This is a genomic window from Streptomyces sp. MGP-P1 (genome assembly GCF_057766565.1).
This window is the reverse complement of sequence record NZ_JBYMEM010000001.1, coordinates 630,313-647,018: the sequence shown is the minus strand read 5'-3', so window position 1 is coordinate 647,018 and position 16,706 is coordinate 630,313. Positions and strand designations below refer to the sequence as shown.

At 71.7% G+C, this 16,706-nt stretch carries 16 protein-coding genes and 1 pseudogene; 3 read left to right on the top strand and 14 right to left on the bottom strand.

Translation table 11 applies throughout. The features are described from left to right. Positions 1-53: 53 nt before the first annotated feature. From AC3CH1_RS02990 to AC3CH1_RS02955, 8 genes are all read right to left on the bottom strand, one after another. Positions 54-1,382: a cytochrome P450 gene (locus AC3CH1_RS02990; protein ID WP_488462130.1), complete on the bottom strand. Its 1,329-nt coding sequence runs from the start codon at positions 1,380-1,382 to the stop codon at positions 54-56. A 376-nt stretch (positions 1,383-1,758) separates the two neighbouring features. Beyond that, complete coding sequence (locus AC3CH1_RS02985; protein ID WP_488461413.1) at positions 1,759-3,030, bottom strand: cytochrome P450; 1,272 nt, start codon at positions 3,028-3,030, stop codon at positions 1,759-1,761. Positions 3,031-3,077: 47 nt separating this feature from the next. Continuing rightward, a complete protein-coding gene (locus tag AC3CH1_RS02980) occupies positions 3,078-3,878 on the bottom strand; it encodes an SDR family oxidoreductase (RefSeq protein WP_488461412.1) in 801 nt (266 codons plus the stop codon). Between the two features lie 573 nt (positions 3,879-4,451). After that, entirely contained in the window at positions 4,452-5,585 is a 1,134-nt protein-coding gene (locus AC3CH1_RS02975; protein ID WP_488461411.1) for an aromatic acid exporter family protein, read from the bottom strand. Between the two features lie 97 nt (positions 5,586-5,682). Continuing rightward, positions 5,683-6,477: a SigB/SigF/SigG family RNA polymerase sigma factor gene (locus AC3CH1_RS02970; RefSeq protein ID WP_488461410.1), complete on the bottom strand. Its 795-nt coding sequence runs from the start codon at positions 6,475-6,477 to the stop codon at positions 5,683-5,685. A 503-nt stretch (positions 6,478-6,980) separates the two neighbouring features. Further along, a complete protein-coding gene (locus tag AC3CH1_RS02965) occupies positions 6,981-7,313 on the bottom strand; it encodes a DUF3140 domain-containing protein (protein WP_488461409.1) in 333 nt (110 codons plus the stop codon). Beyond that, positions 7,310-7,540, bottom strand: coding sequence for a hypervirulence associated TUDOR domain-containing protein (locus AC3CH1_RS02960; protein WP_488461408.1), 231 nt, complete (start codon positions 7,538-7,540; stop codon positions 7,310-7,312). The genes AC3CH1_RS02965 and AC3CH1_RS02960 overlap by 4 nt, the downstream gene beginning before the upstream one ends. 84 nt (positions 7,541-7,624) lie before the next feature. Further along, on the bottom strand, positions 7,625-8,035 hold the full coding sequence (locus AC3CH1_RS02955; RefSeq protein ID WP_488461407.1) for a four-helix bundle copper-binding protein: 411 nt from the start codon (positions 8,033-8,035) through the stop codon (positions 7,625-7,627). Positions 8,036-8,259: 224 nt separating this feature from the next. Here AC3CH1_RS02955 and AC3CH1_RS02950 point away from each other — a divergent pair, with 224 nt between their 5' ends. Together AC3CH1_RS02950 and AC3CH1_RS02945 are read left to right on the top strand one after the other, a co-directional pair. After that, positions 8,260-8,736, top strand: a complete 477-nt coding sequence (locus AC3CH1_RS02950) for an SRPBCC family protein (RefSeq protein WP_488461406.1) — start codon at positions 8,260-8,262, stop codon at positions 8,734-8,736. 66 nt (positions 8,737-8,802) lie between these two features. Further along, positions 8,803-10,431, top strand: a complete 1,629-nt coding sequence (locus AC3CH1_RS02945) for a phytoene desaturase family protein (RefSeq protein WP_488461405.1) — start codon at positions 8,803-8,805, stop codon at positions 10,429-10,431. Positions 10,432-10,440: 9 nt separating this feature from the next. Here the strand turns inward: AC3CH1_RS02945 and AC3CH1_RS02940 are convergent, their stop codons facing one another. From AC3CH1_RS02940 to AC3CH1_RS02930, 3 genes and pseudogenes are all read right to left on the bottom strand, one after another. After that, entirely contained in the window at positions 10,441-11,568 is a 1,128-nt protein-coding gene (locus AC3CH1_RS02940) for an amidinotransferase (protein WP_488461404.1), read from the bottom strand. Between the two features lie 225 nt (positions 11,569-11,793). After that, complete coding sequence (locus AC3CH1_RS02935) at positions 11,794-12,732, bottom strand: SDR family oxidoreductase (RefSeq protein ID WP_488461403.1); 939 nt, start codon at positions 12,730-12,732, stop codon at positions 11,794-11,796. A 246-nt stretch (positions 12,733-12,978) separates the two neighbouring features. Next, positions 12,979-13,396: pseudogene (locus AC3CH1_RS02930) on the bottom strand (molybdopterin-dependent oxidoreductase); the annotation flags it as partial. On the opposite strand from AC3CH1_RS02930, the gene AC3CH1_RS02925 reads away from it, so the two are divergent. After that, positions 13,356-13,598: a hypothetical protein gene (locus AC3CH1_RS02925; RefSeq protein ID WP_488462173.1), complete on the top strand. Its 243-nt coding sequence runs from the start codon at positions 13,356-13,358 to the stop codon at positions 13,596-13,598. The pseudogene AC3CH1_RS02930 and the gene AC3CH1_RS02925 overlap by 41 nt on opposite strands. Here the strand turns inward: AC3CH1_RS02925 and AC3CH1_RS02920 are convergent. The 3 genes from AC3CH1_RS02920 to AC3CH1_RS02910 all read right to left on the bottom strand — a co-directional run bounded on the left by AC3CH1_RS02920 (position 13,583) and on the right by AC3CH1_RS02910 (position 16,704). Further along, positions 13,583-14,182 carry a flavodoxin family protein gene (locus tag AC3CH1_RS02920; RefSeq protein ID WP_488461402.1) on the bottom strand — a complete coding sequence of 200 codons (600 nt, stop codon included), beginning with the start codon at positions 14,180-14,182 and terminating at the stop codon, positions 13,583-13,585. The genes AC3CH1_RS02925 and AC3CH1_RS02920 overlap by 16 nt on opposite strands. 106 nt (positions 14,183-14,288) lie before the next feature. After that, the gene (locus AC3CH1_RS02915) at positions 14,289-15,764 is read right to left on the bottom strand and encodes an aminotransferase class I/II-fold pyridoxal phosphate-dependent enzyme (RefSeq protein ID WP_488461401.1); all 1,476 of its coding nucleotides are present in this window, start codon (positions 15,762-15,764) and stop codon (positions 14,289-14,291) included. Positions 15,765-15,816: 52 nt separating this feature from the next. Then, positions 15,817-16,704, bottom strand: coding sequence for an SDR family oxidoreductase (locus AC3CH1_RS02910; protein ID WP_488461400.1), 888 nt, complete (start codon positions 16,702-16,704; stop codon positions 15,817-15,819). Between the last annotated feature and the right edge of the window lie 2 nt (positions 16,705-16,706).

Genomic DNA, 16,706 nt, shown 5'->3' with positions numbered 1-16,706 from the left:
GGGGCCGGCCGGGGGGATCCCGCAGAAGTGTTCCATGGGCCGCCGGCGTCGGCCTATTTTCGGGGTGCGCAGGGTGGGGCGTACATGGTCAGGCCTTTGGGCGTCGGTGTGAGTTCCAGGCTCACGCCGATCTTGCGGCCCGGCCGCGCCGGGCGCAGCGTGCGCGAGCCGCACAGCGTCGCCAGGGCGACGGGCAGCATCGCATCGGCCGCGGCTGCGCCGGGGCAGTATCGGGGACCCAGGCCGTAGGCGAGCAGGGCGGAGGGGGCCGGTGGCGGCTCGGCGTGGGGGAGCCAGCGCCGCGGGTCGAACACGTCCGGGTCGCGGTAGCGGTTCCTGTCGCGGCGCAGGGCCCCCAGGGGCAGAGTGACCACGGCTCCGGCCGGGATGCGTACACCGCCCTGGCTGGTCTCGTGGCGGGTGCGGCGGACCAGGAACGGGATGCCGTGGAGGCGGGTGACCTCTTGAACGAAGGCGGTCGCGAGCGGGAGCTGGTGTGCCTGGAGGCGGTCCGTGTCGGGCGCGGCGTCGGCTTCGTCCCGGAGAGCCCGCTGGTAGTGCGGGTGGCGGCCCAGTTCGTAGCAGGCCCAGGCGAGGGTGGAGGCGCTGGTCTCCATGCCGGCGATCAGCAGAGCGCGAACGTCCCGCTGCACCACGTCGGGGTTACCGGGAGCGGCGGCTTCGAGCAGGGACACCAGGTCCTGGCTGTCGGGGTCGGGCCGGTGGTGGGCTCGCACCTGGCGGACGGCCTCGTCCAGTTCGGCGAGCGCACGACGGCTGGCGCGGCGCCGGGGCACGGGCACCCAGGGCCAGGGTGCGAGGGCGTAGCGCCAGAAGATGCCGCCGGACAGGGTGGAGCGGGCGGACGCGATCCTGGACAGGGTGTCGGGAGTGAGCTCGCTGTTGAGGACACAGCTGACGAGGAGGCCGCAGGCGAGCCGGCTCATCTCCACCCGCATGTCGAGCGGTCGGTCCGCGGGCAGCTCGGCGAGAAGCTGCCGGGTACGGGCCTGGACACTGGGCCCGAGAGCGGTGAGCCGGGACGCGGTGAACGCGGGTCTCATCACGGCGCGCCGCTCCCGGTGGGCGGCGCCCTCGAGGCCGACCACCCCGTTCGCGGTGAAGTCGCGCAGGCTCGGGTCGGGGCCCCAGAACCGGAACGTGTCCTCGTCACTGCCGACCTTGCGCAGCAGTGCCGGGTCGTTGACCTGGAAGGCGGTCGCCGGGCCCGTCCTGGTCGGGACGACCGGGCCCGCCTGTTCGAGACGGGCCGCGAGGTTGGCCGGGTCGAGCCAGAACCGCAGGGCGCGGGAGGGGGCGAGTACCCCCGCGCCGGGCGGCACGACCGGTTGTCCGGGGCAGGCTGTCCTGTCCACGCTCATCAGCTTCGCTGTCCTGTCCACGTTCGTCGGCCTCCGCGGCTCCGGCCGCCAGTACCGTATGGGCAACGATCAACCGCTGGGGCGGTCACGGGTGGACCGGTCGGCCCTATGCGAACCCTTGAGCGCCCGACCGGACCTGCCTGGTACCAGACAGAGACCGTCGTCCACGCCCAGCAACTCCGACGCCGGCCACCCCGTCCCCCTCGGCACACAGGTCCACCCGTACGCGCGCAACACGCTGATCGACATGCATCTGTCCCTGGCGCATGTCTCGCGGCTCCTCGACCGCCTCCTGAACCGCTTCTTGGCCAGGCTCCGCCAGGGCACGCTCGCGCAGAGCCGGCACAGCCGTACGGAGCGGGCCACGCCATGCGGGTCAGGCGCGGGTCGCCCTCCCCGTGGGGCCCGCGGCAGATGGTGCCGCGACATCGCTGATGACGAATCCGCTGCGGGGGGCCGTCGGGATCCTCCGCAGCGGGATCCGCAGGTCCTGCTCGGTGACGACGTACGCCAGCCGCGCCAGGAAACGGGCCACCGTCGCGAGGACGGCGACGGTCACGTCCTCCCCAGGGCAACGGTGGCCGTCCACCGGGCCGCCGCCCTGGGGGACCAGGGCGTCGGCCGGTGCGGGGCCCGCCAGGAAGCGCGTCGGGTCGAAGCGATAGGGCTCGGGCCACAGATCCGCGTCGTGATCGAGCCCGTACAGGTCCAGCAGCACCATCGTGCCGGGGGTGATCGTCTGCCCGGCCCACTCCAGCCGCTCGGCGGCCAGGCCCCCCACGAAGGGGGCGAACGGGTAGAACCGGCGCACCTCCTGGGCGAACGCCCACGCGAAATCGGGGCCGTCGTCGCCCGCCAGGGGTTCCCGGTGTTCGGGGTGACGGTGCAGCGCGTGCGCGGCGAACACGGCGAACCAGGTGATGGCCACCGTCGGCCGCAGCACATTGAGCAATTCGACCGCGGCGGTGCGCGGCGTGAGCGGCGACCCGTCCGCGTTCCGGTGTCCCGCGATCGTCCGGAACACCGTGGGGCCGGGTCCGGGGCCGTCGCCAGGACCGGCGTCGGCACGAGCGGCCTCCACGAGGGATGCCAGCCGCTCCTCCTGGCGTCCGCGGGCCCGACGTGCCGCGAGATGACGGGGGCCGACGGCGGCGAAGCCGTCGACCATGGCGATCAGGTCGCGCGACGTGCGCGTCAGCGCGTTCTCGTCCAGGGGGACGCCGGCCCAGGTGTGCACCGAGCGGGTGAGCACCTTCGCCAACTCGTCGAAGAGGACGACGCGGTCCTCGCGCGACCATTCCGGCCGGGCCCGTTCCAGTTCCACGCCCACCTGCCGCGAGAGCTCACGCACGGCCGACGGGTCCTTGAGCAGGCCGGTGAACAGGGCCTTGCGCACCCGGTGGCGCTCGCCGTCCAGCGTGTGGACCGCGCCCCGGCCGAACAGCGTGTCGATCACCGGCTGCGGCAGCGCGTCGTGGCGCCGGATGTGCTTCTCGTCGTAGAAGAACCGCACCGCGGCCGGGCCGTGCAGGGCGATGGCCTTCTTCCCCAGGAGGCGTGTACGCACAGGCGCTCCGCCGCTGCGGCGCCTGCGGTCGGGAAGCCAGGCGTAACCCTGGAGAAGGAGCGGGAGAGTGCTGTCGACCATGGTTCCTCCGTGGTGCGCGCGGACGGGTGCTGGCGGGGGTGGTCGCGTCAGGGGCGGCGCCAGTCGTCGGAGCGCAGGTGGGAGCCGGCCTGAGGCCCCATGCGCAGCATTCCGCCGTCCACCGCCCACGAGGCTCCGGTGGTGTAGGACGACTCCGGGCCGGCGAGGAAGGCGACCACGGCGGCGACCTCCCGGGCGTCGCCGGGTCGCCCGAGCGGGATGCCCGGCCGGTCCACGCCCTCCACCTCGGTGTCCTCCTGGCCCGTCATCGGCGTCGCGATCTCCCCGGGGGCCACCGCGTTCACCGTGATGCCGTACTCGGCGAGCTCCAGGGCCATCACCTGCGTCAACAGGCCGAGCCCGCCCTTCGCGGCACAGTAGGGGGCCGCGCCGACCCGGGGCTGATGCTCGTGCACCGAGGTGATGTTCACGATGCGTCCGCCGTCCCCCTGGGCGATCATGCGGCGGGCCGCACGCTGGGAGCACAGGAAGGGGCCGATGAGGTCCACGTCGATGACCCGCCGCACCGTGGCGTGGTCCAGGTCGAGGAACCGGGTGGACGTTCCGGTGCCCGCGCAGTTGACCAGTACGTCGACCCGGCCCAGCTCGTCCGCCAGGGCATCCACCACGTCGGCGGCGGCCGGCAGTTCGGTGAGGTCCAGCCGGGCGACCACGGCGCGTCGGCCGGCGGCGCGGACCTCGGCGGCGGTGTCCTCGCCGCCCCGACGATCGCGGTGATAGGTGATGCCCACGTCCATCCCCTGCCGAGCGAGCCGGACGGCGACCGCTCTGCCGATGCCCGAGTCCGCCCCGGTCACCAGGGCGACCGGGACGCTGTCGTCGGTCATGTCTCCTCCAAGGGCGGTATCGGGGAGGGGCAGCGGCCCGCTCCCGCTCCGGGCATCGGCGGGTACCACCGCCGCGCGGAGGCAAACGTGCGGATCACCCGGTCTCCATCGGCGGGCCGGCCACCGCCGAAAGGCGTGCGCCGTCGACGTACGGCGGCGCTGCCCGCGGGGACAGGCACCGGGTTCACCAGTGGTCCAGCGGTACGGTGGTCAGATTCTCACTGCCCACCGTCGTCGGCCAGCGCAGGATCCCGCGCTGGCCGTGACCAGGGCGCCCATGAAGCCGTGTGCCCGGTCACCGTGAACCGGCCCGCACACGAACAGCAACTGCTCATAACGCGACGGGAGCGCCTCGTCGAGGCTCGGTCCGCCGGGGACGAACGCCGGACCCCATGCCCTCTCGTGCACGATGCCCAGCTGGTCGAGCGAGGCCGGGACGGCCCGATGGGCGAGAGCGTCGCCGGCGGCGACCTCGCCCTCCGCGAGGCTGAACCAGCCGGTGACCAGGACGCGCCCCGCCCCGCCCCGGGCCCGAGCCGGTCGTCCAACCGGGTGCCGAGGGGCGACGCGGCATCAGAGCGGCCCCTCTCCTCTTGGTGCACGGGCGGGCGGTACGTCCGCGTCCGCTCCGTCGGGTGCGAGGTCGTCGAGCAGCGCCTGGCAGTCGGCCGTCAGGCTGCCGAGCGCGGCCCCGACCTCGGGGCCCTGACCGTGCAGATGTTCCTTCAGGTCGGCGAGGGCTCGATGGGCAGCCGCCAGGGCATCGTTCCTTCGGCCGCACCGCTCCTCGTCCGCGCCGTACGCCATGATGGGTTCGTCGGCCGAGCACACCTCCGCCGCGGCCGACAGGAGCCCGCCTATATCGGTCAGGGCGCGGCGCGGCGGCAGGGGGAGGCCTCGCTCCTCGGAGGCGGTCTCCCACAGCGTCAGGGTGAGGGCGAGCAGCCGATTCGCCACCCGGGCCCAGACGATGTCCCACGCGGTGGACGGAACGGGTGTCCGGCGCCGGAGCCGGTGGCCGGGGTTGAGCCGGAAGCTCTCGGAGTCCCACCCCCGGGCCACATGGAGCTCGGACAGCGCGGCCAGCAGGTCGTGCGCGCTCCGGTGCCAGTGCTCCGCCCGCTGCGCGTCGTACTCCCGCATCCCGTCGCCCATGTCTCGCAGCAGCTCGGCGCAGTCGCGCGGCAGCGCACACGCCAGCCTGCTGACGTGGAGCGAGTGGACGGGCGGCAGGACCGCGGCGTTCACCGCGATGCCCACGGCGGCTCCCACGGCCGTCTCCAGCAGTCGGTGCCCGACGGCCGGCAACGAGTACGAGCCGTAGGCCAGCACGAAGAGGGCGGTGGTCGGCGCGTACAGGCCCTGGCCGCCGACGGGCGCCAGGTTGCCGAGCAACACGGTGAGGGGGAGGGCGATGACCATGGCCGCCATCGTGTTTCCCGTGAGGGCGGCGGCACCGGCGGCGAGCAGGGTCCCGGCCGTGATCATCAGAAGGAGCTGGGTCGCGGTGCGCACGGACCGGTAGACGGTCCCGAGCACCAAGGCCACAGCCGCCCAGGGAGCCATCAGCGCCATCGGCGCCGTCAGCCACCATCCGGTGAGCGCCCAGGCGATGATGGCCGCGGCGGCCGCCTTCAGGGACTGCGTCACCTGGTACGTGTCGGGCCGGTGCAGGCGCGGTGTCACGCGGGCGAGCGCCGTCCTCATGGCCTGCTTTCCGGCGCGGTGGGCTTGAGCGGGACCACCGGCCGCGGGTCACCCGGCCGCAGGTCGCCCGGCCTTCGGGGAAGCGGCGTGGGCGCGGTCATGCCGCCCCCTGGAGGGCGTCGTCGCGCAGCCGCTCGCAGGACTGGCTGAGCAGGCGCGAGACGTGCATCTGGGAGATGCCGAGGCGTTGGGCGATGCTCACCTGCGTCATGTCGCGGAAGAAGCGGAGGTAGAGGATCGTGCGCTCCCGCTCCGGCAGCTTGCGCAGGCCCGGCTTCACGGCTTCCCGGTCGACGGCGACGTCCAAGGCCCGATCGTTGGACCCCAGTCGTTCGGACAGCGGGCTGCCGCCATCCGGGCCCGCCGGTTCGGCGTCCAGGGAGAGGGCGCTGTAGCTCTCCAGCGCCTCCATGCCCAGCAGCACGTCCTCCTCGCTGAGCCCTGCCGCGGAGGCTATCTGGGCGCAGGTGGGCGCGCGTCCACCCGCGGTCTGGCTCAGATCACGCCGGACCGCCCTGACCCGGTTGCGCAGATCCTGGACGCGACGCGGTACGTGGACATCCCAGGTGTGATCGCGGAAGTGCCGCTTCAACTCGCCCGTGATGGTCGGAACCGCGTACGTCTCGAACGCCTTGCCGCGGAGCGGGTCGTAGCGGTCCACTGCCTTGACCAGGCCCATGGCGGCCACCTGTCGAAGGTCGTCCATCGTCTCCCCCCGGTCGCGGAACCGTGACGCTATCCGGTGAGCCATCGGCAGCCACGCACAGACCAGATCGCTGCGCAGCTCGTCCCGCTCCGGGCCCGGAGGCAGCGCGCTCAGCCTCTGGAGAGCCTCGTGCGCGGCCGAGTCTTCCTCGTCCGCGCGTCGTTCGTGGCCAGGTGCAGCCTGCATGAGAGTTCACTCCTCGACGACGGTTACGTTGAGTCGCCGTAGGAGCGCGCGGAGTCGGACATATGCCGCCCGGAACTCCCACGGGCGCGCCTCATGTCCGAAGCGCAATATTCGCATACCCGCACGAATGAGGAGCAAACGTGTGGAACGCGACTAGAGGCAGAAACTCGCCGTCCAGTCCGGTCGCGGTGCCGCCGACCAGACCGGTGCGAGGGCTGGGCCGCGAGCGCTCCCCCTGAACCCGTGCTCCGCGGGCCGACGCCACGGCGCACCGCCCGGCCGCCAAGCCGCCGCGTTCCCTTCCGCAGGGAACCCAAACAGGATCACTACACGCTGTGCGTGACCACCGGTACTCGGGACATCGCCTCGGCTTACTCGGACATCGCCTCGGCTCTTGTGGCCGCGCGAAAGCAACTGCGCCGCCTCGTACCGGAGAGGACCTCCGCAGCCGTGTCCCGACGGGTCGCGAGCCGACGGGAGCCGGGAGCGGAGGCCGTTGAACGCTACTTCTCGGGGTCGTGGCCCCAGTTCATCAGGGAGTAACGCCACGGTGTGTCGCTGACGTCGCCCTCGGGGCGTTGTTCCGCATGCCGCCGCACGTAACCGGTGACCTTGCGCATGTGCCCGAGGTCATCGTCGCTGAGATCGCCCTGGCGGGTGCGCAGCAGCTTGACGATCCGTCGGCCGGAGGCGTGCCCGGTGGACTCCCCACCCCCGTCCTTCTGCCCCACCTCTCGTGACTGCTCGGTGTCGAGCCACTTCTCCAGCTCACCCGCGGTCATGTTCACGGCCTCATGGAAGCGGTCGAGGGTCACCTGCCTTTCTTCGTCGCTCATGACCGGCCTCCGTCCTTCTTCCGGTCCAGTGACTCCGGGCGGTGGACAGCCTTTCTGCCCGTCTTGTCGCTCCGTACTTCGTACTGCGGTTCCTTCCGGGAGGCGTCGACCTTCCGGCCGGCCCTCTCGGTCCGCTTCTCGATCCTCCCGGTCACCGTGCCCTCGACGTCGTGCCCGTGGCTCCGCCAGACGACATCGTCGCCCTTGGACAGCTTCTTCTTCGCCATGGTGCGCTCCCTTCTGTGCTTCATCGTCCGTCGATGCCTGCTGGTGGCCCGCCGGGCGCGTGTCCGAACCGGACCGACGAGCGCTCAGCCCAGTGCGGACAGGAGGTCGTCGCACGCCTGCTCGCAGCGCCGGCACGCTTCGGCGCAGACACGGCAGTGAGCGTGTCGGTCCGCATGGGCCTCGCACTCCTCGGCGCAGGCCTTGCAGACGGTGGCGCAGGCTCGGAGGAGCGCGCGGGTCACGTTCGCGTCGTACCCCGTGTGGCGCGAGAGCACGGCCGCGGTCGTTCGGCAGACGTCGGCGCAGTCCGTGTCGGTACGGATGCACTTGGTCAGCTCGGCGACCGTCTCCTCCGACAGGCACGCGTCGGCGCAGGCCGTGCACGCCTGGGCGCAGGTGACGCACTCCTCGATACAGCGGGCGAGTTTCCGGCGGTCCACCCCGCCCAGGTCGGCGGGGTAGGTGTTGAGCATCTCCTCGACCACGGTGGTCATGAGCGCCTCCCGGCGAGTAGGTCTCCGGTGCGGCGGAGTGCCGCTGTTCCGTACGGGTAGGCCGATCGCGGGTCGCGAAACGCCTGGGCGTCGGGAAATGCGCGCGATCACGGGGGGCCCGCCGGTCCGCGAGGGGACGGGTTTGTTCTCCGGTATCGGTGGTACCCAGTAGCGGCAGGACGTCCGGCGTTCGGGACGCTCCGACCGACGAACCGAGGAGGAACATGGCCGCCCGTCACCATCTCATCGACCGCCCCCCGTCCGCCGTGTGGGCGGTGCTGGAGGACGAAGGTCTGTACGGCAACTGGGTGGTGGGGACCTCCGGGTCCCGCAGGGAGCAGGGCGACTGGCCCGAGCTGGGTTCCTCGATCACCTACAGCGTGCGGCTGGGGCCCAAGGAGCTCACCGGGCGCACGGTGGTTCGGCGCGTCGAAAGGCCCCGGACCCTGGAGCTGGAGGCCGAAGCCGGTCCGCTGGGTTCGGCGCGCATCGCCCTGGACATCCGGCCGTGGGGCGACAAGACGCTCGTGACCGTCGACGAACACCCGCTGCGCGGCATCGGCGGCACGCTCCACAACGTCCTGTTGGACTCGCTGATCCAGATTCGCCATCGCACCATGCTGGCCCGTCTCGCCCGGCTGACCGAGCGCCTGACGCCGAGGGCGGGCGGAGGGATCGTCGCGCCGGCCGACCGCCCATGAGTTCCCGCTGTACGCGAACCCCCACGGTGAGGGGTTCGCACCGTCGAAACGGAGGATGAGGCTCCCATGGTCGACGCAGTAGTGGTCGGCAGCGGCCCCAACGGTTTGGTCGCGGCCAATCTGCTCGCCGACGCCGGCTGGTCGGTGGAGGTGCTGGAGGCGCAGGACGAGCCGGGCGGCGCGGTCCGCAGTGACCGCGGTGTCCACCCCGAATACGTCAGCGACCTGTTCAGCTCCTTTTACCCCCTGGCCGCGGCCTCTCCGGTCCTGGCCAGGCTGGACCTGCACCGGGAGGGGCTTCGCTGGAGCCACGCGCCCCAGGTGCTCGCGCACCCGCTGCTCGATGGCGCCTGCGCGGTGCTGGACCGGGACCGATCGGCGACCGCCGCCGGCCTGGACCGCTTCGCACCCGGCGACGGCGAGGGCTGGCTGGCCCTCTGCCGGATCTGGGACCGGCTGGGCGAGGACATCGTCGACGCCCTCTTCTCGCCCTTCCCCCCAGTCCGGGCCGGGACCGCGCTTGCGGCACGGCTCCGGGCGGCGGGCGGGCTGCGGCTGGCCCGCAGCCTCATCCTCCCGGTGCGCAGGCTGGGCCAGGAGGAGTTCGCCGGGGAGGGCGGGCGGCTGCTGCTGGCGGGCAACGCCCTACACGCCGATCTGGCGCCGGAGGCGGCGGGCAGCGGCGGCTTCGGCTGGCTGATGTCGATGCTGGGGCAGTTCCATGGTTTCCCGGTCCCCGTCGGCGGCGCGGGGGCTCTTACCGCGGCGCTGGTGAGCCGCTTGCAGCGGCGCGGGGGAAGCGTGCGGTGCGGGCAGCGGGTCACCGAGGTCGTCGTGCGGCGGGGGCGCGCCGTCGGCGTCCGTACGGCTACCGGAGAGGCGATCCCCGCCCGCAGGGCCGTGCTGGCCGACGTGTCCGCCCCGAGCCTGTACGGGGCGCTGGTCGCCCCGGAGCACCTGCCCGGCCGGCTTCTGGACGACATGCGACGGTTCGAGTGGGACTTCGCCACGTTCAAGGTGGACTGGGCGCTGAACGGCCCTGTCCCGTGGAGCAGCGCGGCCGCCGCCTCGGCGGGCACCGTCCACCTGGCCGACGGGGTCGACGAACTCACCAGGTGCGCGTCCCAGATCGCCCGCGGCCTGATCCCGGACCGCCCGTTCCTCCTGGTGGGGCAGATGACCACCGCCGACGCGACCCGGTCGCCGCTGGACACCGAATCAGCATGGGCCTACACACACGTGCCCCACGCGGTGAAGGCGGACGCCGGCGCCGACGGGCTCACCGGCGGCTGGGACGCCGACGAGCGGGAGCGGATGGCCGACCGGATGGAGGACCAGGTGGAGCGCTACGCTCCCGGCTTCCGCAGCCGGATCCGGGCCCGGCGGATCCTGTCCCCGGCGACGCTGCAGGCCGCGGACGCCAATCTGCGTAATGGCGCCATCAACGGAGGTACGGCCTCGATGCACCAGCAGTTGGTGTTCCGGCCGGTGCCGGGAACGGGCCGCCCCGAAACACCCGTGAAGGCGCTGTACCTGGCGTCCGCGTCAGCACATCCGGGCGGCGGGGTGCACGGCGCTCCGGGCGCCAACGCCGCCCGTGCCGCCCTCCGCTCCGGCCGGGGCACCACGACTGTGCTCTCCGCCGCGCAACGACTGCTGGCCCGCCGGAACAGGACCGGTGAGCCGGACCAGTGAGGAAGCGGCCTACCGGTCGAAGTAGGACTCCAGGCTGCCACGGCGACGGATGTCGAGTGTCGCGCAGTGGAAGGATCCGCCGAAGGGCGCGTAGTGCAGCAGGTCGCACGGGATGGGTTCGAATCCCCAACCCTCCAGAGCGCGCAGCATGGTGGTGTGATGCCGTTCCGCGATGACGCGCTTCTCGTCGACCATGAGGATGTTCATGCTGAGCCACTTCCCGCACAGGGAGGTGAGCCGCAGGAGCGGATCGCGAATCGGATCGGGTTGGGGCGCGATGAGAATGTCCCAGGAACTCAGGACGTCGGGCAGGCGGTCGACGTCGACGTACTCGGGGTTGATCAGGGCCTTGCCGGGGGCGAGCAACAGAAAGGTGGTGTCGATGTGCATGGGGGTGCGACATCGGCTCTCGATCTCGTGGACCCGGTAGTCCGGGCCCAGGTGGCGTCGCACCCACTCGATGCCCATGCGATTGGTGACGTTGCTCCGGGTGACGAACAGATCCCGGCCCGCACGGACGAAATCCGCCGCGTCGAACACGGGCTCGAACTCGGTCAGGAGGTAGCGCATGGGTTCGCCCGGCCGGGGAGTCCGGTAGTCGGGGTCGTAGAGCGCATCGGTGAGCTGCGGTTTCGGCGCGGCGGTCCAGCGTGCGCCCCTCCGGAAGTAGTCCTTGAGCAGGGCACGGTAGGAGTGGGTCTCGAAGTATCTGCACGGCCAGGCCATCGGGGTTTCGATGATCTCCTCCCCGATCACCAGCATGCTGTCCCGGGGGCAGGTGTTGCAGAACCCGCGCGACGACCAGTTCGGCGTGGAGAACCGCCGCCGGTGGTCGACCGCGTCGGGGCGGGTGACGGTGATGCCGAGGGACTCGAGAAGCTCGATGAACTGGTCGAGTTCCCGCTGAGCCGGCCCGATCAGGGCCCGTGGATATCTGCGTCCGGCGGTGAGCCGCTGGAACCGTGCGGCCAACGGCGGGACGTTGCAGGAGACGACGGAATGCCGTGAGGGGGTGGTGGCCCCGTCGAGACGGCCGACCACGACCTCCTCGAGAGGATCCCATTCATTGTGCGAAGCGACGGGGGAACGCGGAGTCTCCGCAGCACCGCCGGTGGGCGCCTTCGACGCGTCATTCATGCGTGGCCCCCTGACGTCGGCAGGAGGTTCAACGGGTACGAGTTTCTTCTTCCCATCGCTCTCACCATGCTCCTCCGCGTCGTCCGCGTCCTGCCGTCGGCACGGCTTCCGGCCGACCGAGAGACGGCCCAGTAGGGGGTATCCCGTCGAATTGGTCCGTAACGTCCCGTCCTGTTCAGGCTTCTCAAGGACTCGGACCGTGGTCGTGGACATGGACTGCTCGTCCTACGGGTCGGATGGGGGAGCCGAGCGGGAGGCCCGGTAGGAGTTCCAGTCGGCGCGCCCTCCGGCGCCCAGGACCGTGCCGCTGGAAGACGCGGCCCCGTCGGGGTGGTCCCGTAGTTCGCGGCGGGCGGTCCGGGCGACGAGGGCCGGGAACAGGGGCCGGAGCGGCTGGCACCAGCGGAGCCAGGGCGGGGCGTAGAGGTGACGGCTGCGGCGGGCGATGCCTCGGGTGAGCCACTGGGCGACCTGGGCGGCGCTGTGGACGCGGCGGGCGGGGCGGGGCTGATTGCGGCGCAGCGCCGCGAGGACGGGGTCGTCGTCGATGCCGGTGAGCATGTCGGTGCCGGTCCAGTGCAGGTAGGCGATGCCGACCTGGACGCCGACCGGTTCGACCTCGCCGCGCAGGGAGAGCGCGAACGACTCCGCTCCCGCTTTGGAGGCGCAGTACGCGCTCATCATGGGCGCGGCACCGAACGCGGCGGTGGAGGCGATCTGGAGGAAGTACCCGCGGGTGGTAGTGAGCTGGGGAAGGAAGGCGCGGGCGGTGTTGGCGGAGCCCGTGAGGTTGACGTCGATGACGCGTTGCCAGAGCTCGGCGGCCGTACGGTCGAACGGGCCGCTCACCGCGATGCCGGCGTTGGCCACGACCACGCTCGCGGGCCCGAGCTCCCTCTCCACGCGGCGTGCCGCGTCCGCCAGCGCCGTGCGGTCGGTGATGTCGCACTCGACGCACATGCTCCGGCCGGGAAGGGCCTCGGCGGCCTTCAGCAGGGTCGCCCTTTCCCGGCCGAGCAGGGCGACCTGCATGCCGACGCCGGAGAGGCTGCGGGCGAGCGCTTCGCCGACACCGCGAGCGGCGCCGGTGACGACCGCGACCCGCCCGTGAAGAGGGTGGACGGGCGCACTCCGGGCCCGGCGCCCGTCTGGGCTGTCGTGCATCGACTTTCCTCGCTTCCTGACGACCGCGCCGCTGTGGGCCGCGCTCCCGGCACCACCGTCACGCGAAGAGTCGGCCCACGCAACCGGGCCGGCAGCTCGGGGACGGGGCCGGGCCGCACACGGAGCCGCGCTCGGGTATGCGCGGCGAGCCCGTCACCCATCCTGCTCGTCACCGGCGGTGAGAAGCTGCGGGGACAGGTTCTTGATCATGGTGGTGGACCACTGCATCTGGCGCAGCGTCCGGGGATGGCAGAAGGCGTTGAGCAGGGCCACGTTCGTCCCGCCGCGCGGAGCGAGATGGACGGTCGCACGTCGTGCGACGGCTGTCGGGCGTGGGTCGATACAGATGAGCCGCGGAGGATCGGTGCTATCGAGCCGGTCGAGGATGCGCATCCACTGCACGGGTTGCGTCTCCGCGAGGTTGTGACCGTACAACGCGATGACGTCGGCGTGGTCGATGTCGTCGTAACTGCCGGGCTGGCCGTCGCAGCCGAAGGACTCCTTCAGGGCCTCGGCCGCCGTTGAGGTGCACAGCCGGGTGTTGCCGTCCAGGTGATTGGTTGACCCGGTCCGAGGCCCTGCCCCGTACGCCGACCATCGAACCGTTCCTGACGGCGACGTCCATGGCATCACCGTCGGAGTGCAGGATCGAAGCGGTCTGCACCCACCGCTCGACGTCCGAGGACCTCACCCCCTCGGCCAGGAAGGTGTCGACCCTCGTCGGCCAGGTCTCGTGCCGCCCGTACGGCGTGCGAGTTCCCCACGGCTCAGCGATCCGGTCCACCGGCATATGCACCAACTCCCTCGACGTTCCTGACGACCTCGGCCTCGCCGTCGCCGCCAGCGCGGATCAGGCTGCCGGGTAGGGGCTCCCGGTGAGTCGGCGGGCCAGGTGCACGGCGTTGGCCGCGAGGGCCTTGGTGGTCGAGGCGACGGCTTCGGGGGTCTCGTCCAGGTCCTGGTAGTCGGTGCCGTGCATGGCCTCGCCGACCCAGTACGTGACGGCTCCGGGGGCGAGCGAGAAGCCGACGTCGTTGAGTCCCTGGAACACGTCGGCGCTCACCTTGTGCGCGCCGTCCTCGTTGCCGACGACTGCCACGGCGGCGACCTTGCCGTACGTGTGGGGGCGGCCCTGGTCGTCGGTCTCGGACGACTCGGCGTTGAGGCGCTCCAGGACCAGCTGGCAGACGCTGGAGGGGTGCCCGAGCCAGATGGGGGTGGCGATGAGGAGGATGTCGGCGGCCAGGACCTTCTCCCGCAGCGCCGGCCAGGCGTCGCCGTCGCCCAGGTCCACCCCGATCCCCGGGCGGACGTCGTGGTCGGCGACCCGGACGACCTCTCCCTGGACGTCGTGGTCGGCGAACTGGGCCATGACCTGCTCGGCGAGGTACTGGCTGCTGGAGGGGGCGGGTGAGGCGTTCAGGGTGCAGACGAGGGCGAGAGCACGCATGGCGGGGGCTTCTCCTTGATCTGAAGGGGTGCGGTGGGGGCTGGGTCCGTCACGGGTCTTCCCGGCGACAGCGTCGGTCGGACCCGGAGCTGATCGGGCCTGGTTCTCAGGGGTCCTCGGTGCGGACGCGGACGGTCTGAAGGGTGGGATCGGCGGGGTCGGGGATGTTCATGCCCGCCTCGAATCCGGAGCGCAGGTAGCGCAGGAGGGGTTCGGTGATCCGCTCGCCGGGCAACACAGCTGGAATGCCGGGAGGGTAGGGCGTGAGCATCTCGGCGGCGACGCGGCCCACGGCCTCCGACGCCGGGACGTCCTGCGTCCGGGCGAAGTAGGCGTCACGCGGCAGACATACCTGGTCGGGACGGAGCTCGGCGGGCGTGGGCACACACACCTCGGGAGCGGGGCGGAGCGTGTGCGCGTGGCGGGCCAGGTCGCGCAGGGCCGTCAGCAGCCGGTCGGCGGTGTCCTCGTCGTCGGCGTGGGTGAACTGGGCGCTGATCCGGCGGTGGTCCACGAGGTGCATGTCGATGCGGTGGTGCTCGCGCAACCAGTCGGCGGCCCGGTAGCCGGTGGTGCCCAAGGCCTCGATGTCGATGATCACGGGCAGCGGGTCGAATTCCGCTGCCGCACCGGGTCCGCAGAAGTCGTCCGGCCCGTTGACGTGCATGCCCTCGATCTCCTCGATGCGGCGGCGCACCGTCGCCACGAGGTCGAGCGCTCGGGAGAGCAGTCCGTGGCCGTCCAGGACCATCTGCCGGCGCGAGCCGTCGATCCCGGCGTAGAGCAGCACGGAGGGGCTGGTCGTGCCGAGGAGGTCGGCCCGTGAAGCCAGGGTGTCGTGGTCCACCAAATCGCCCTGGAGGTGGAAGACGGAGCCTTGTTCGAGGCCGCTGCCCATCTTGTGGATGCTGGTGACGCAGACGTCGGCGCCCGCGTCCATGGCCCAGGACGGCAGGTCCGGGTGGAACGGCAGGTGGGCCCCCCAGGCTTCGTCGACGATCAGTGGCTTGGAGCGCCGGTGGCAGATGTCGGCCATGGCGCGCAGGTCGGCCGCCGTGCCGTACGGGGTGGGGCTGGTGATCAGGGCGCCGCGCGCGTCCGGGTGCCGGGTGAAGGCTTCCTCCAGGGTGGAAGGGGACGGCGGGTGTGCGAGATGCCGCTCCTTGTCCCACTGGGGTTCCAGCCAGACGGGCTCGATGCCGCAGAGGATGAGGCCGGCGATGACGGACTTGTGGGCGTCCCTGCCGACCAGCAGCTTCTGGTGGGGTGCGGCGACGCTGAGCATGGCGGCCTTGACCGAGAGGGAGCTGCCGCAGGTGGAGAAGAAGGTGTGCTGCGCGTGGACGGCGTCGGCCATGAGGTCTTCGGCCCGTTGCAGTACGGAGGACTTCTCCCGGCGGTCGTCCAGCCCTCCTATGGCGAGGACGTCTCCGAGGAACATCGCGTCGCCCAGTACGGCGCGCACGGCTGGGGCCGCGCCTCGCGCTTGTTTGTGACCGGGCGGGGAGAAGCCCAGCTCGTCCCGGTCACGATAGGCGGTGAGAGCGTCAAGAACCGGCGTTTCATGATGGTTCATGGTCATACGACACGCCTTCCCGGCCGACGCGCGGTCAAATCAGCCTCCTTGCCCCGGATCACGGGAGCGGTGTACCGCCGGTGGCGTTCATGATCTCGCCGGTGATGAACGAGGCGTTGGCCGAGGCCAGGAAGACGTAGGCGGGCGCCATTTCCGCCGGCTGCGCGGGCCGGCCCAGCGGGCTCTGCTTCCCGAACTCGGCGGTGTCGGGCAGCGTGGCCGGGATGAGGGGCGTCCAAACGGGGCCCGGCGCCACGGCGTTGACGCGGATGCCGTCGGAGGCCAGCATCTGCGCCAGGCCCTGCGTGAAGGTGACGATCGCCCCCTTGGTCATCGCGTAGTCCAGGAGGTGGGGGCTCGGCTTGTACGCCTGCACCGAGGTGGTGTTGATGATCGACCCCCCTGCCGGAATGTGTGGCAGGGCGCTCTTGCACAGCCAGAACATGCCGTAGAGATTGGTGCGCAGCACGCGGTCGAACTGCTCGGTCGAGATCGCGGAGATCCCGTCGGGCTGCGACATCTGATACGCCGCGTTGTTGACCAGGACATCGATGCGGCCGAACTCGGACACCGCGCGCTCGACGAGCGAGCGGCACTGCTTCTCGTCCCGGATGTCACACAGGACGGGCACCGCACTGCGGCCCGCCTGCTCCACCAGGCGCACGGTCTCCCGAGCCTCCTGCTCCTCCTCGGGAAGGTGGGTCAGCAGGACGTCGGCGCCCTCGCGTGCGAAGGCCAGCGCCACCGCGCGGCCGATCCCGGAATCGCCCCCGGTGATCACGGTTTTCCGGCCGTCGAGCAGGCCGGAGCCGCGGTAGGACTCCTCGCCGTGGTCGGGCGGCGGGTCCATCGGTCCGGTCCAGCCGGGATGCGCCTGGTCCTGCTGGGGAAAGTCGGGGCGCGGATGGAGCGTGTTGGGGTCCTGCGGCTGTTCACTGTTCGCCATGG

What these genes read in the sequence shown, in the direction of transcription:
- AC3CH1_RS02945 (WP_488461405.1), top strand. Translation starts at nt 8,803, where the DNA reads ATGGTCGACGCAGTAGTGGTCGGCAGCGGCCCCAACGGTTTGGTCGCG.
- AC3CH1_RS02985 (WP_488461413.1), bottom strand. Translation starts at nt 3,030, where the DNA reads ATGGTCGACAGCACTCTCCCGCTCCTTCTCCAGGGTTACGCCTGGCTT.
- AC3CH1_RS02915 (WP_488461401.1), bottom strand. Translation starts at nt 15,764, where the DNA reads ATGACCATGAACCATCATGAAACGCCGGTTCTTGACGCTCTCACCGCC.
- AC3CH1_RS02980 (WP_488461412.1), bottom strand. Translation starts at nt 3,878, where the DNA reads ATGACCGACGACAGCGTCCCGGTCGCCCTGGTGACCGGGGCGGACTCG.
- AC3CH1_RS02990 (WP_488462130.1), bottom strand. Translation starts at nt 1,382, where the DNA reads ATGAGCGTGGACAGGACAGCCTGCCCCGGACAACCGGTCGTGCCGCCC.
- AC3CH1_RS02955 (WP_488461407.1), bottom strand. Translation starts at nt 8,035, where the DNA reads ATGACCACCGTGGTCGAGGAGATGCTCAACACCTACCCCGCCGACCTG.
- AC3CH1_RS02920 (WP_488461402.1), bottom strand. Translation starts at nt 14,182, where the DNA reads ATGCGTGCTCTCGCCCTCGTCTGCACCCTGAACGCCTCACCCGCCCCC.
- AC3CH1_RS02910 (WP_488461400.1), bottom strand. Translation starts at nt 16,704, where the DNA reads ATGGCGAACAGTGAACAGCCGCAGGACCCCAACACGCTCCATCCGCGC.
- AC3CH1_RS02940 (WP_488461404.1), bottom strand. Translation starts at nt 11,568, where the DNA reads ATGAATGACGCGTCGAAGGCGCCCACCGGCGGTGCTGCGGAGACTCCG.
- AC3CH1_RS02925 (WP_488462173.1), top strand. Translation starts at nt 13,356, where the DNA reads ATGGCATCACCGTCGGAGTGCAGGATCGAAGCGGTCTGCACCCACCGC.
- AC3CH1_RS02935 (WP_488461403.1), bottom strand. Translation starts at nt 12,732, where the DNA reads ATGCACGACAGCCCAGACGGGCGCCGGGCCCGGAGTGCGCCCGTCCAC.
- AC3CH1_RS02975 (WP_488461411.1), bottom strand. Translation starts at nt 5,585, where the DNA reads ATGAGGACGGCGCTCGCCCGCGTGACACCGCGCCTGCACCGGCCCGAC.
- AC3CH1_RS02950 (WP_488461406.1), top strand. Translation starts at nt 8,260, where the DNA reads ATGGCCGCCCGTCACCATCTCATCGACCGCCCCCCGTCCGCCGTGTGG.
- AC3CH1_RS02970 (WP_488461410.1), bottom strand. Translation starts at nt 6,477, where the DNA reads ATGCAGGCTGCACCTGGCCACGAACGACGCGCGGACGAGGAAGACTCG.
- AC3CH1_RS02965 (WP_488461409.1), bottom strand. Translation starts at nt 7,313, where the DNA reads ATGAGCGACGAAGAAAGGCAGGTGACCCTCGACCGCTTCCATGAGGCC.
- AC3CH1_RS02960 (WP_488461408.1), bottom strand. Translation starts at nt 7,540, where the DNA reads ATGGCGAAGAAGAAGCTGTCCAAGGGCGACGATGTCGTCTGGCGGAGC.